Annotated in this window: 14 protein-coding genes; 8 read left to right on the forward strand and 6 right to left on the reverse strand. The window is 31.3% G+C overall.

All coding sequences use genetic code 11. From position 1 onward, the window contains the following. The first annotated feature begins 9 nt into the window (after positions 1-9). From JAO71_RS07830 to JAO71_RS07855, 6 genes are all read left to right on the forward strand, one after another. On the forward strand, positions 10-561 hold the full coding sequence (locus JAO71_RS07830; protein ID WP_203000052.1) for a serine O-acetyltransferase: 552 nt from the start codon (positions 10-12) through the stop codon (positions 559-561). Continuing rightward, positions 561-1,673, forward strand: coding sequence for a glycosyltransferase family 4 protein (locus JAO71_RS07835; protein ID WP_203000053.1), 1,113 nt, complete (start codon positions 561-563; stop codon positions 1,671-1,673). The genes JAO71_RS07830 and JAO71_RS07835 overlap by 1 nt, the downstream gene beginning before the upstream one ends. Next, positions 1,674-2,747, forward strand: a complete 1,074-nt coding sequence (locus JAO71_RS07840) for a glycosyltransferase (RefSeq protein ID WP_203000055.1) — start codon at positions 1,674-1,676, stop codon at positions 2,745-2,747. Between the two features lie 5 nt (positions 2,748-2,752). Then, positions 2,753-4,108, forward strand: coding sequence for an O-antigen ligase family protein (locus JAO71_RS07845; protein WP_116824367.1), 1,356 nt, complete (start codon positions 2,753-2,755; stop codon positions 4,106-4,108). Beyond that, positions 4,062-5,072: a glycosyltransferase family 4 protein gene (locus tag JAO71_RS07850; protein ID WP_203000057.1), complete on the forward strand. Its 1,011-nt coding sequence runs from the start codon at positions 4,062-4,064 to the stop codon at positions 5,070-5,072. Before JAO71_RS07845 ends, JAO71_RS07850 begins: the two co-directional genes overlap by 47 nt. 72 nt (positions 5,073-5,144) lie before the next feature. Next, a complete protein-coding gene (locus tag JAO71_RS07855) occupies positions 5,145-6,539 on the forward strand; it encodes a sugar transferase (RefSeq protein ID WP_054852802.1) in 1,395 nt (464 codons plus the stop codon). A gap of 7 nt (positions 6,540-6,546) precedes the next feature. On the opposite strand, the gene JAO71_RS07860 is transcribed toward JAO71_RS07855, so the two are convergent. Both JAO71_RS07860 and JAO71_RS07865 read right to left on the reverse strand, forming a co-directional pair. After that, positions 6,547-7,725, reverse strand: a complete 1,179-nt coding sequence (locus JAO71_RS07860; RefSeq protein ID WP_203000059.1) for a lipoprotein N-acyltransferase Lnb domain-containing protein — start codon at positions 7,723-7,725, stop codon at positions 6,547-6,549. 14 nt (positions 7,726-7,739) lie between these two features. Continuing rightward, complete coding sequence (locus JAO71_RS07865) at positions 7,740-8,810, reverse strand: putative type IX sorting system protein PorV2 (RefSeq protein WP_236011211.1); 1,071 nt, start codon at positions 8,808-8,810, stop codon at positions 7,740-7,742. A gap of 127 nt (positions 8,811-8,937) precedes the next feature. On the opposite strand from JAO71_RS07865, the gene JAO71_RS07870 reads away from it, so the two are divergent. After that, on the forward strand, positions 8,938-9,681 hold the full coding sequence (locus JAO71_RS07870; protein ID WP_371440204.1) for a CDP-alcohol phosphatidyltransferase family protein: 744 nt from the start codon (positions 8,938-8,940) through the stop codon (positions 9,679-9,681). Between the two features lie 8 nt (positions 9,682-9,689). Next, positions 9,690-10,520, forward strand: coding sequence for a TerC family protein (locus JAO71_RS07875; protein WP_203000062.1), 831 nt, complete (start codon positions 9,690-9,692; stop codon positions 10,518-10,520). A gap of 77 nt (positions 10,521-10,597) precedes the next feature. On the opposite strand, the gene lptB is transcribed toward JAO71_RS07875, so the two are convergent. The 4 genes from lptB to JAO71_RS07895 form a co-directional block, all read right to left on the reverse strand. Next, a complete protein-coding gene (gene lptB, locus JAO71_RS07880) occupies positions 10,598-11,338 on the reverse strand; it encodes an LPS export ABC transporter ATP-binding protein (RefSeq protein WP_028289946.1) in 741 nt (246 codons plus the stop codon). A gap of 87 nt (positions 11,339-11,425) precedes the next feature. Beyond that, positions 11,426-11,779, reverse strand: a complete 354-nt coding sequence (locus JAO71_RS07885) for a carboxymuconolactone decarboxylase family protein (protein WP_028289945.1) — start codon at positions 11,777-11,779, stop codon at positions 11,426-11,428. After that, positions 11,763-12,596, reverse strand: coding sequence for a twin-arginine translocase subunit TatC (gene tatC, locus JAO71_RS07890; protein WP_203000072.1), 834 nt, complete (start codon positions 12,594-12,596; stop codon positions 11,763-11,765). The genes JAO71_RS07885 and tatC overlap by 17 nt, the downstream gene beginning before the upstream one ends. Continuing rightward, positions 12,596-13,561 (reverse strand): KpsF/GutQ family sugar-phosphate isomerase, encoded by a 966-nt coding sequence (locus tag JAO71_RS07895; protein WP_054852797.1) that lies wholly within the window; start codon positions 13,559-13,561, stop codon positions 12,596-12,598. The genes tatC and JAO71_RS07895 overlap by 1 nt, the downstream gene beginning before the upstream one ends. Positions 13,562-13,736 lie beyond the last annotated feature (175 nt).

Genomic DNA, 13,736 nt, shown 5'->3' on the forward strand with positions numbered 1-13,736 from the left:
AAGCAATACATGTCTTTATTATCATTAATAGTTTCTGATTATAAAAAATACAAGTCGTATGGAGGACACTTCTTGTCAATAATTTTCTTTACTCAAGGGTTTTGGGCTATTTTTCAATACAGGATTGCACACCGTTGTTATCAATTAAAAATCCCTGTTGTTAAGCATGTATTGTTGGTTTTATGTTTATTATGGCAAAAGGTGATTGAAGTCTTAACCGGTATATCCATTCCTGCTTCCGTAACTATTGGCTCGTCATTTTATATTGGACATTTTGGAGGTATTATTATAAATGCTAAAGCAACTATTGGTAATAATTGCAATATTTCTCAAGGGGTTACTATTGGTGTCAGTGGACGTGGAGATAACAGAGGTGTCCCAACTATTGGCAATACGGTATATATTGGTGCCAACGCAGTTATTGCAGGACCAATACAAGTTGGAAACGATAGTGTTATAGCAGCAAACTCATTAGTTACTCAAAGTATTCCGAATCATGTTACAGTTATGGGTGTGCCAGCAGTAGTGGTTAATCAAAATTCATCTAACGCTTATATTTAATGAAGTTTTTAGTCATTACCAATGCACCTACTTTAAAAAAAGATTCTGTTTATCAGGCTTATAGTCCGTATGTTCGTGAAATGGATATTTGGTTTAATTCAGTAGATACTGTTAAAATTGTATCACCTACAAAATATAATAGACCATTATTGACTTCCGCTTTTAAAAAGCAACCCTTAGTAGTTTCTATTCCAACGTTAAATTTTACTACATCGCTAGAGGCGTTAAAAAGTTTCTTTTTTTTACCTATTATATTTATAAAATTATTAAATGGAATGTTGTGGGCTGATCACATCCATTTGCGTTGTCCAGGTAATATTGGATTATTAGGCTGTATGCTGCAAGTTTTTTTTCCGAAGAAAATAAAGACTGCTAAATACGCTGGTAATTGGGATCCAAAAGCTAATCAGCCTTTAAGTTATCGCATTCAAAAACGTATTTTATCCAATACCTTTTGGACTAAAAACATGACTGTTTTAGTGTATGGTGCTTGGAGCAATCAGACCAAAAATATTAAACCATTTTTTACAGCAAGTTATACTGATGATGAGCGATGTAAAATAGAAACAAAAGATTACTCAAAAACATTACGGTTTGTATTTGTAGGAAGTTTGGTTAGTGGTAAGCGTCCTTTACTGGCTATTCAAATTATAGAAGCACTACAGCATAAAGGCTATTCTGTGACACTAGATTTATATGGCGATGGTGTATTAAAATCAGAATTACAAGATTATGTTGATGCAAATAAATTACAAAATATTATAGTTTTACACGGAAATCAAAGCAGTCCTATAGTCAAACAACAATTAAAAGCTGCTCATTTTACGCTATTAGCTTCTCAGTCCGAAGGTTGGCCCAAAGCTATAGCAGAAGCTATGTTTTTTGGAGTCATACCCATTGCTACAGCAATATCTTGTGTCCCTAATATGTTAGATAATGGTAATAGAGGTATTTTAATAACGCCCAACGTAAATGAAGCAGTAGTTGCAATTGAAGCAGCACTATCTAACACTAAAACATTAGAGCAAATGTCTGAAAGTGCTCTAGCTTGGTCACAGTATTATACCTTAGATTTGTTTGAAGATGAAATAAAAACGCTAATACAGAATTAAATGCGAGTTCTTCAATTAATTGATAGTTTAGAAGCAGGAGGCGCAGAGCGCGTTGCAGTTAATTATGCCAATGGTTTATTAAGTAGCGTAGATGGTAGTTACCTGTGTGCTACCAGAGCAGAAGGTTTATTAAAATCTAATGTAAACAAAAGGGTAGGTTATTTGTTTTTAAAAAAGACAAAAACTTTAGATTTTAAAGCAATATGGACTTTACATCGTTTTGTTAAAAAAGAAAAAATTACTTTAATTCATGCGCATTCAACGTCTTATTTTTTAGCCACTTTAATAACTATTTTAAATTCTAAAGTTAAACTAGTATGGCATGATCATTATGGTAAAAGTGAATTTTTACAACAACGTCCTCAAAGGGTTTTAAAATATTGTTCCAACTATTTTAATCACATATTTAGTGTTAATTTAAAATTAGAACAGTGGGCAAAAACTTGCTTAAACACCAAGTCGGTTAGCTATTTACATAATTATGCAGTTTTAACAGCTACAAATTTAAAAACGGATTTAAAAGGTGTAGATGGTAAACGTGTCGTCTGCTTAGCTAACCTAAGACCTCAAAAAGATCATTTTAATTTATTACAAGCGTTTCAAATACTTGTAGCTAAATATCCAGATTGGACTTTGCATTTGGTAGGCAAAGATTTTAAGGATGAGTATTCAAAACACATTTCAAAATTTATATTGACAGCAAATTTAGAACAACATATTTTTGTATACGGAAGTTGTAATGACACTTCAGCAATACTTAAAGCAAGTACTATAGGTGTTTTATCATCTCAATCAGAAGGTTTACCTTTGGCTTTATTGGAGTATGGATTAGCAGGACTAGCAGTTGTAGCAACTAATGTTGGAGATTGTAGTCAGGTTATTCAATCAGATAAAACAGGATTATTAGTTAATCCAAAAGATGAATTAAGCTTATTTAAAGCTATAGAGCGGTATATCCAATCTGAAGCGTTAAGAGATGAACACTCTAAACATTTACAGCGATTGGTCACTCATTCATTTTCAGAAAGAAATACTATACAAAAACTAACAAATACCTATTTAGGCCTGAACTAATTTAAATGCAAAATAATTACTTAAAACTTTTAGGCTTACATGTTATCATAGGTGTCTTGGTGTACTTGTTTAGACCATTAGGACAGGTTTATTTTTATGGTGTAATCAGTTATTTTATTTTAAAAATTATATCAACTAAACCTCAATTAAAAGGTTTTCAAATTGTAAGTGCTTGCGCATATATTGTTGGTGCTGAGGTTGTATTTAGGGTAACAAATAGTGGTCCTTTTTATGAGGCTAGTAAGTATTTAATAATTTTATTTTGTGTTATTGGCTTATTTTATCAAGGGTTTAGTAAAAAAGCGACTTCCTATTTGTTATATCTATTGTTGTTAATACCTAGTATATATGTCTCTTTATACGTATTGGATATTGGTCAAAACATAAGAAAAGCTATCGCTTTTAATTTAAGTGGACCAGTTTGTTTAGGCGTAGCTGCTTTGTTTTGTTACAATCTTAAATTAACCAAAACACAATTAGGTAGTATGCTTAATTATGCTGTTTACCCTTTAGTTAGTACTTTAGTTTATGTTATTGCTTATAATCCTAATGTAGCAGCTGTATCCAATAGTACAGGGTCTAATTTTGCAGCATCAGGAGGTTTTGGCCCTAATCAAATGTCGACTGTTTTAGGATTAGGTTTTTTTATAATGACCATTAGGTTTTTTTATTTTAGTAAAACAAAGTTGATTCGTTATTTAGATCTACTGTTTATTCTTCTTTTTGCTTTTAGGGCTATAGTTACTTTTAGTCGTGGTGGTGTATTAACAGCTATAATAATGATTCTAGCTTTTGTTGTAATTTTATATAACCATACAAGTAAGACGCAAAAAAGAAATCTATTGTTTTCTCTAATAGGTTTTTTAGTGATAGGACTAGTAACTTGGTTAATTTCAGCTAGTCAAACCAATGGGTTAATAGAAAAGCGTTATGCTAATCAAAACGCTATGGGTATTGAAAAAAGTGATGTTACTACTGGACGAGGAGAATTGTTTTTAGCAGAATTTGATGAGTTTCTAGAACATCCATTTTTAGGAGTAGGAGTAGGACGAGTCAAAGATCTTCGATTTCAGAAAACAGGTATTCATGCAGCATCACACAATGAAATGAGTCGTATTATTGCAGAGCATGGATTATTAGGCATGATTGCTTTTACTATTTTACTATTAGTACCTTTGTTTTTTAGATTGCAAAATCGAAGCAATGTCCTCTTTTTTTCCTTTTATTTATTTTGGTTACTCACTATCAATCACTCAGCGATGCGTATTGCAGCACCAGCTTTTATTTATGCATTAAGTTTATTATACATCATAGATGACACACCTAGTTTACATAGGAAACAAATTAACAAAGCACAATAAAACCATAACGACCATTGAGACTTTGGGCAAAGGTCTAGAGGCTTCAGGTTTTAATGTGACTTATGCTTCTAGTTATAAAAACATAGTTTTTAGATTTGTAGATATGTTGTGGACTGTTTTTAAGCATCGTAAAACAGCAGACTATGTGCTAATAGACGCTTATAGTACTTTAAATTTTTATTACGCATACGCTGTAGGTTTATTATGTCAATTTTTAAATTTAAAATACATTCCAATATTACATGGAGGACATTTACCTAATCGTTTAAAAAGCAGTCCTAAGCTATGTAAGCAGTTATTTGATAAGGCCTATATAAATATTTCGCCTTCAGAATATTTAAAATCCTCATTTCAAGCTTTTGGTTATAAAAATGTAAAGGTTATTCCTAATAGTATTACTCTTGACAATTATCCATTTACCAAGAGACCAATGGATACTATCCGATTACTTTGGGTACGTTCGTTTTCAAAACTATACAATCCTAAATTAGCTATAGATATCCTGATCCAATTAAAAAAACAAGGCTATCCTGTCAGTTTGTGTATGGTTGGTCCAGATAACGATGGTAGTTTGTTAACAACCCAAGCCTATGCTAAAACTTTAAATCTTGATGTCACCTTTACAGGGAAATTAAGTAAGGATGAGTGGATTGCATTATCTAAAAATTATAATCTATTTATAAACACCACTAATTTTGATAATACTCCAGTAAGTATCATTGAAGCTATGGCTTTAGGTTTGCCAATTGTGAGTACCAATGTTGGAGGTCTTCCGTTTTTAATTACTGACCAATCTACTGGTTTATTAGTGTCACCAAATAGCACTGAAGCCTTTGTTGGAGCTATTTTAAAGTTGTATAATAACAAAGCCTTAGCATCAAGCATTGTAAATAACGCAAGACAACAAACAGAGGCTTTTGATTGGAATGCTGTAAAATTACAATGGATTTCTACTTTGCAATAAAAAACTTGTTAAAGCCAATTTACTTACTATATTTGAAGTTATACGACTACAACCTTAAACCAAACTACTAGAATGTCCACTAGGCAAGGCATACATTTTGAAATTTCAGAACGTAAATTACTTTTACGGTTATTTGATTTACTTTTTATAGGTGTGTCTTTGTATGGTGTTAGTACTTTTTTTGACTTTGATTATTTTAATGTCAATGCACAACATTGGGCTTGGTTTGTTGTTTTAGCAATTTATATTAGTGTTTTTGGGACTGTTTTAGAATTGTATGATTTACAAAAATCAAGTCGTTTAGACACCGTTTTAGGGACCATTTTATTGACAACTTCGGTAACTGTTTTATTTTATTTACTAACTCCTTTTTATACGCCTTCATTGCCAGAAAACAGATTACAAATCCTGTATTTTTATCTAGCTATTTTAATTGGCTTATATGTTTGGCGTTGGATGTACATCACTTTTATTTCGTCTCCGCGATTTTTTAAAAAAGTATTATTGGTAGGTGAAACCTCTAATATCAAGGCCATTATTAATGCTTTTGCAAATGCAGATCCAAATTATAAAATCATAGGTTTTATTAACTGTGAAATAGCAAAAAAAGAAACTATTACATTTAATGGGTTAACAGAATATCAACCTTCAGAACTGCAAACAATAATTGAAAAAGAAGGGATTTCAGAAGTTGTCATAGCAAGTTATAACTCTGAAAATATTACACCTTCTATTTATACTGATTTAATTTCTTTGCTTGAAAAAGGATTTCCAATAAAGGAATACACACAGGTTTATGAAGATATTACTTATCGTGTACCAGTGCAGTTTGTAGGTAAAGATTTTTATAAATATTTTCCTTTTAGTAGAAACAATAAAAACAAGCTGTACCTTGCTTATAGACGTCTTTTTGATTTAGTAATATCTATTATTGGTTTGGTGTTAGGGACCTGTATATTACCTTTAATTTTACTTGGGAATATTTTAGGTAATCGTGGGTGTTTATTCTATAAACAAGAGCGAATAGGTAAAAATGGGATGCCATTTACGATTTTTAAATTTAGAACAATGGTTAAAGATGCTGAGGCTGCAGGAGCAGTTTGGGCTACCAAAAATGATAGTCGCATTACTGCTTTTGGTAAATTTTTAAGAGTGACACGTTTGGATGAATTTCCTCAGTTTATCAATATTCTTAAAGGCGATATGAGTTTAATTGGTCCACGTCCAGAGCGTCCATATTTTGTTAACGAATTGTCTCAAGTGATTCCGTTTTACGAAACCAGACATATTGTTAAGCCAGGTCTTACTGGTTGGGCTCAAGTTAATGCACGTTATGGGTCTAGTGTGGATGATAGTTTACTTAAACTTCAGTTTGATTTATATTACATCAAACACCGAAGCTTTTTATTGGACACCAATATTATTATTAAAACCCTAAGTACAATGATCTTTTTTAGAGGTCAATAAAAAAATCTTAAACGGATTGGTTTATTTTGTAATACCTTAATAAATATATGTATCTTATTGCTAAAGCTATTATTAAAGGTACCAAAGCAGGCGCAAAGCGTTGCACACCAATGGTCCAATGCATAACCATTAAACATAGCATTAATATCATGAATTTGATGTAAGCGATGTACCATTTTTTTGGAGTAGCTTTTAATATTTGCAGTATGCAAAATAAGCTTATTGGAAATGCCCATAAGACGTTATAGTTATAAGCTGTTGCTGTATGGTCTGTTGCAAACCATAATAAAAATAACAGTACGCCAACACTACCAGTTATTATAAAAATAGTCATGTCCAAGCCTTTAGTTCTTGTATTGTTTTTATAATCTTTATACGTTATAAATAGTATTACACTAGCTACTATTACTAGTATAAACAAAGGACTGATTAAAAAGGCGCTAACTTTATTACCGTTTATACCTTGTTTGGTATAAATAGCGTTGCTATTAGTTACAAGTTTTTGATTGTTGTTTTTTAATGTCGCATTATTAAAAAAAACATTAACTTTTTCTGGTAAAAATAATTGTTCTCTAGCAGTTGCTTTACGATCAATAATAGACCCTAATGCAATGTCAATACCAAAGCTTCCCCAAGTATTCCAATGTAAATTATGATCTATTAATTGTCTAAAAGTCTGTTCTTGATAGTCTTTTGGTACATTATAAACTAGTTGACCATCCAAAGTAGTTTCAACTATATCTCTAATTTTTGTAGCACAATTATCATAAAAAAAGTCATAGAGATAAGCCCCTTGATTTTTTTTGTAATTGGCTTCTAAGGTATTATAAAGGTCTTGTTTTTGTGTTGTAGTTAAGTTTAAAGTTTGCTCTGTTATTGACCTGTCTTCATTTTTGTAAAATGAAATTAAGTTTTTGTAGTTATTTTTTCCTTGTAAATAGTTTAATTTTCCTCTGGCAAAATTTAAATAGAAATTAGGTGCATCAAAATCGTATCTACCAAAATCATAAGCTATATCAAAAAAGCGTGATTTAACACGAATGGCATTATGGCCAAAAGCATCGTTTAGGTTGTTTCCTGGTCCAAAAGTGATTACACTAACCGTAGTGTCTTTTGATAATTGAAGATTTTGAGACCAACCTAAAGTCGCCCAACATAAAAAGAGAATTTGTAATACTAATTTCATGTTACAAAGATAACTTATCTAAAAACACTAAAGTCTAATTTTAACGAAAACACATTAGAATATAAAGCAACACTTTGGTCACCAATATCTGTAAAAGCATAATCTACATGAATGCCTTTATATTTAAAACCTACGCCAAAACTTGGTTGAAAGGTTAAATCTTCAGAGTTATCTATTTGTAATTCGTTTTGAAAATTACCAACTCCAGTTCTTAAATAAATCATGTCTATGTAACCAAATTGAAATCCTAAAGCAGGATTTATACTTACAAAAGACGTTGAGATCACATCATTATTTTCTTCAAAACGAACGTTTAAATCCAGTTCGGCATCCAAAGTATAGTCATAATGAAAACGATATGATTTTGCGATACCTATTTGTAGTTTAGGTATTGTAATTTCTGTAGTTTCAGGTAATTCTTGATTTTGTCCTTCTACAGCATTTTGTACTTTAGCAAATTCATCTTCGTTTATAGTCCAAGCATTAAAAGTTGTTGTAATATCACGAGCCATAACACCAAATCTCCAATTGTTTTCAGTTTCAAACTGAATAGCAGCATCCAAACCAAAGCCCCAACTTTTAGCAAAATCTCCTATAATACGTCTAATAATTTTGGCGTTAACACCATAACTCAATCCTTGTATTGGTAAATCTCTGGCGTATGAAAATGTAACACCATAATCAGCAGTAGAGAATAAGCTGATTCTATCATAGTTTATATTACCTTGTTCGTCAATTAATTGTGTAGTATCTAAAATGTCATCTACAGCAAAACGAATAAGAGATACTCCAAAAGCACTTTGGTCGTCCAGAGGCATTGCAAATGCAGCGTAATCGTAATTGGCAATATTAGCAAAATAACTAGAGTGCATTAATGCTAGTTGGTTATCTTCAAGATGAATTAAACCAGAAGGATTCCAATATCCTGCATTAACATCGTTTGTTCTAGCAACCGTTGCATTACTTAAACCTAAAGCAGCAGCATCTACACCAATATTCATAAATTCGTTGGAGTATTTACGTGTCGTTTGAGCTATAGTAAGCGATGCAGTTAATAATAGAAAAGATAGTAAACGTGCTTTCAAGTTTAATTTTTTTACAAAGATGGTATAATTTTTCTATATATTAAACTTCAATTTTAATAGTATATTGCTTAGGGTTTGGAATAGACCCAAATACTTTGTTATTTTTACCAAAAACTAATCGATGAACATTAAAGCATTTATACCAAATTTTATCACGCTTCTTAATTTATTATGCGGAAGTATAGCAGTGATTTTTGCAGTTAATAGCCATTTTATTTTTGCTGCATTTTTTGTTTTTCTAGGTATATTTTTTGATTTTTTTGATGGGCTTTTAGCTAGAAAATTAAAGGTCCAAAGCGAGCTTGGTTTACAATTAGATAGTTTGGCAGATATGGTTACCAGTGGTTTAGTACCAGGTATTGTTTTGTTTAAGCTATTAGAGTTGGCTACAAATAGCAAAGCGGTTACACCTATTAATGAGTGGTCAGAAACTATGCAATGGACAGGTTATAAATTAAATTTGTTACCTTTTATAGGGTTGTTTGTTACCTTAGCTTCTGCTTATCGTTTAGCACGTTTTAATATAGACCAAGAGCAACAAAATTACTTTAAAGGGTTGCCAACACCAGCCAATGCTTTATTAATCTTATCATTGCCTTTAATTTTAGAATTTCAGAATAACGATGTTATTAATGCTATTATTTTAAATCCTTGGTTTTTAGTTATACTAACTATTGTTAGTTGTTACATATTAAATGCTTCAATAAAATTATTTGCTTTAAAGTTTAAAAACTGGAGTTTTAAGCCCAATGCAGTACGATACATCTTTATTATTTTAACACTAGTACTTATTGTGGTGTTGCATTTTGCAGCCATACCTGTAATAATACTCTTATATATATTTCTATCATTATTTAACAATATCAATTAATACATACTATGCTACAAATTATTTTTACATTATTAATGCTTGTTTTATTACAGGCTGTTTTAGGTTTTGACAACTTATTATACATCTCATTAGAGTCTAAAAAAGCACCTCAAGACGATCAACAACGTGTTAGAAAAGTAGGTATTATAATTGCAATTGTTTTACGTATTGTTTTGTTATTTGTTTTGGTTAAAATCATTGGTTTTTTTCAAGAACCATTTTCTTTTTTAACAGGACATATAGGTGAGGTTGCCTCATTTGAGTTTAATGGTCATAGCATCATTGTGTTAGCAGGAGGTGGTTTTATTTTATACACTGCTATTAAAGAAATTTGGCATATGATTGGTGCTCCAGATTTAGATCATGACATTGAAGGTGAAGGTAAAAGTCGTAAATCTTCAAACGCAGTTATTACAAGTATTGTAATTATGAATTTAGTGTTTTCATTTGATTCTATTTTAGCAGCCATAGGATTAACTAGCGATATAGAAAATAGTGTTACTGCTTTTATTGTAATGACTATTGCTATTGTAATTAGTGGTTTGTTAATGCTGGTTTTAGCAGATCGTATTTCGGCATTTTTAGCAAAAAACAGAATGTACGAAGTATTAGGACTATTTATCTTATTTATAGTAGGAATAATGCTTATTACAGAAGGTGGTCATTTAGCGCATTTAAAACTATTTGGAAACCCAATTGAGTCTATGAGTAAAACAACCTTCTATTTTGTAATTGCTATTTTGGTTATTACAGATATTGTACAAGGTCGTTATCAAAAGAAAATTATAGCAGAAAATGCAAAGGTAAAAGTTGATGCTACAGACAAAGAGCAAGTTTAATACCTTACACTTTTAAAATTAAAAAAGCCCAATTGAAATTTCAATTGGGCTTTTTTAGTTATAATTATATTGAGACTTTAATCTCTAATCTTCTTCTTACGTAACTCAAAGTTTTGACCTAAGTAGACTTTACGTACCATTTCATCATTAGCTAGTTCTTCAGGTTCACCTGCTTTAAGGATGCTTCCTTCAAACATTAAATAGGTTCTATCTGTAATTGCTAAAGTTTCCTGTACGTTATGGTCTGTAATTAATATTCCAATGTTCTTTTTTGTTAATTGGGCTACAATACGTTGGATGTCCTCAACAGCTACTGGATCTACTCCAGCAAAAGGTTCGTCTAGTAAAATAAAGCTTGGATCTGTAGCTAATGCACGAGCAATTTCGGTACGACGTCGCTCACCACCAGATAATAAATCTCCTCTGTTTTTACGGATATGACCTAAACTAAACTCGTCAATTAAAGCTTCCATCCTGTGTAATTGTTCTTTTTTACTTAGTTTGGTTAATTGTAACACGCTAAGAATATTGTCTTCGATGCTTAATTTTCTAAACACTGAAGCCTCTTGTGCTAAATACCCAATACCATTTTGGGCACGCTTATACATTGGATATTTAGTAATATTAGTATTGTCTAAAAATATATTACCAGCGTTAGGTTTTACTAATCCTACTGTCATATAAAACGAGGTGGTTTTACCAGCACCATTGGGACCTAAAAGTCCAACAATTTCGCCTTGACTAACCTCTAAAGAGACATCTTTTACTACTTTACGTCCATTGTAGGACTTCATTAAATGTTCGGCTCTAAGCTTCATTTTGTGTGTTTAATTGCTTTAAAAGTAAGCATTTCAGTATAACTTCTAAAAAAGGCACTTTAATTTATATAAAGTTTAACCTATTATTTATTGTTGGTCTTGAGCTTCTAAAGCTTCCCAATACTCATACGCACGTCTTAGGTGAGGTATTACAATAGTACCACCAATTAAAGTGGCAATACTTAATGTTTCCATGACTTGCTCTTTAGTAAGTCCTTCTCTGTAACTAGACTCTAAATGGTATTTAACACAGTCATCACAACGTAAAACTGTACTAGCTACTAAACCTAATAATTCTTTGGTTTTAACATCCAAAGCACCTTCAGTAAACGCATTAGTATCTAGATTAAAAATACGTTTGATTATTTTGTTATTATCGCCTAGAATCTTCTGATTCATTTTTTCGCGATAGTCGTTAAACTCTTTAACTTGTTCTGACATTTGTTTTGTTTTTATTTTCTTTCTTTATAACAATTCTAGAGATATGTATACTTATCTCATATAGTATTAAAACTGGAATGGCTACTATAATTTGACTAGCCACATCAGGAGGTGTAATTACAGCTGACACAATAAGTACTATTACCAAAGCAAATTTGCGGTATTTACGCAAAAACTCAGGTGTTACTAAGCCAACTTTAGTTAAAAAGTAGATTAGTATAGGTAATTCAAATATGATACCAGAAGCCAATACAGAGGCTCTGATTAAACCAACATATGAGGCAATATCAATTTCGTTTGATACTTCGCTACTTACAGAGTAAGTTCCTAAAAAGTTTATGGATAAAGGTGTGATGATGAAATAACCAAACAGGACACCCATAAAAAATAATAAAGAGGAAATGATTATAAATCCTGTAGAAGTTCTTTTTTCTTTTGAAGTTAAACCAGGACTAATAAATCGCCATAACTGATAAATTACATATGGAAATGCTACTATAAAACCAGCGTAAATGGAGGTCCATATATGTATGGAGAATTGTCCAGCCATTTCACGGTTTTGGATAATAAACGGAAACTCGTCTGCGCAAAAACTAATGTCTTCAATACCAAAAAATTGAGACATTTGACACAACCATTGATAGGTTGGAAAACTCATTTTTTGTGGTGCAAATAATACGTTGTCAAACATGATGCTTGGAAAACAAAACGCTACCAAACCACAAATAACAACAGCAACAACAATCCTAATTAAATGCCATCTTAAATCTTCAAGATGATCCAGAAAGGACATCTCGTTTACATCTTTTTTTGCCATTATAATATACCTTCTCTAATTAAATCATGGATATGAACAACACCTGCATATTTACCATTGTTTTCTACTAAAATCTGAGAAATACCATAGGTTTCTAAAAGTTCCATAGCATCAATAGCCATAGCGTCTTCTTCAATACGTTTAGGATTAGCACTCATGATATCTTTAGCAGTTAAATTGTTAAAGTTGTCTACCTTACTAAGCATACGTCTTAAATCTCCATCTGTAATGATACCTACAATTTTATTGTTTTCTGTAACAGCAGTAACGCCTAACATTTTTTCAGAAATTTCAATAATAATTTCTTTAATGTTAGTGTCTAATGTTACTTCTGGTTTTTGATTAACAGATGCAATATCATGCACACGTAAATATAATTTTTTACCCAAAGCACCACCAGGATGGTATTTAGCAAAGTCTTTGCTAGAAAAACCACGTAATTCTAATAGGCTTACCGCTAAAGCATCACCTAAAACTAATTGGGCAGTTGTACTTGTTGTAGGCGCTAAATTGTTTGGACAAGCTTCTTTTTGTACAAAAGCATTTAAAATATAGTCAGCTTGTTGGCCTAAAAACGATTCTTTATTACCAGTAATGGCAATCATCTTATTTTTAGCGTTTTTTATTAGAGGCACTAAAACTTTAATTTCAGGAGTGTTTCCGCTTTTAGAAATACAAATTACAACATCGTCTTCTAGTATAAGACCTAAGTCTCCATGTATGGCATCTGCAGCATGCATAAACACCGCTGGAGTCCCAGTTGAGTTTAATGTTGCTACAATTTTTGTAGCTATAATGGCACTTTTACCAATACCAGTAATAATTACACGACCTTTACTGTTGTATATTAATTGGACTGCTTCAGCAAAGTCATTATCTACTAAATTGGATAAATTTAATATGGACTGACCTTCTAATTTAATAGTTTCTTTGGCACTTTCAATAATAGAAGCTTTTGTTTTCAATGTATTTATTTTTTTGGTTTATAAAGATTTTACTATCTTTAGTCTTATTCATTAAAACTTTAATTGTTTTAGCGAATTATATTGACAGCAAATTTAACGAAAAATTGAAAGAGGAATTCAATTCTTTACAACTATTTATTTGTGAGTCAATAGTGAGTAAGTGTAAAAAAAAATT

Source organism: Olleya sediminilitoris (assembly GCF_016785945.1).
GTDB lineage: Bacteria > Bacteroidota > Bacteroidia > Flavobacteriales > Flavobacteriaceae > Olleya > Olleya sediminilitoris.

What these genes read in the sequence shown, in the direction of transcription:
- JAO71_RS07830 (WP_203000052.1), top strand. Translation starts at nt 10, where the DNA reads ATGTCTTTATTATCATTAATAGTTTCTGATTATAAAAAATACAAGTCG.
- JAO71_RS07835 (WP_203000053.1), top strand. Translation starts at nt 561, where the DNA reads ATGAAGTTTTTAGTCATTACCAATGCACCTACTTTAAAAAAAGATTCT.
- JAO71_RS07840 (WP_203000055.1), top strand. Translation starts at nt 1,674, where the DNA reads ATGCGAGTTCTTCAATTAATTGATAGTTTAGAAGCAGGAGGCGCAGAG.
- JAO71_RS07845 (WP_116824367.1), top strand. Translation starts at nt 2,753, where the DNA reads ATGCAAAATAATTACTTAAAACTTTTAGGCTTACATGTTATCATAGGT.
- JAO71_RS07850 (WP_203000057.1), top strand. Translation starts at nt 4,062, where the DNA reads ATGACACACCTAGTTTACATAGGAAACAAATTAACAAAGCACAATAAA.
- JAO71_RS07855 (WP_054852802.1), top strand. Translation starts at nt 5,145, where the DNA reads ATGTCCACTAGGCAAGGCATACATTTTGAAATTTCAGAACGTAAATTA.
- JAO71_RS07860 (WP_203000059.1), bottom strand. Translation starts at nt 7,725, where the DNA reads ATGAAATTAGTATTACAAATTCTCTTTTTATGTTGGGCGACTTTAGGT.
- JAO71_RS07875 (WP_203000062.1), top strand. Translation starts at nt 9,690, where the DNA reads ATGCTACAAATTATTTTTACATTATTAATGCTTGTTTTATTACAGGCT.
- lptB (WP_028289946.1), bottom strand. Translation starts at nt 11,338, where the DNA reads ATGAAGCTTAGAGCCGAACATTTAATGAAGTCCTACAATGGACGTAAA.
- JAO71_RS07885 (WP_028289945.1), bottom strand. Translation starts at nt 11,779, where the DNA reads ATGTCAGAACAAGTTAAAGAGTTTAACGACTATCGCGAAAAAATGAAT.
- tatC (WP_203000072.1), bottom strand. Translation starts at nt 12,596, where the DNA reads ATGGCAAAAAAAGATGTAAACGAGATGTCCTTTCTGGATCATCTTGAA.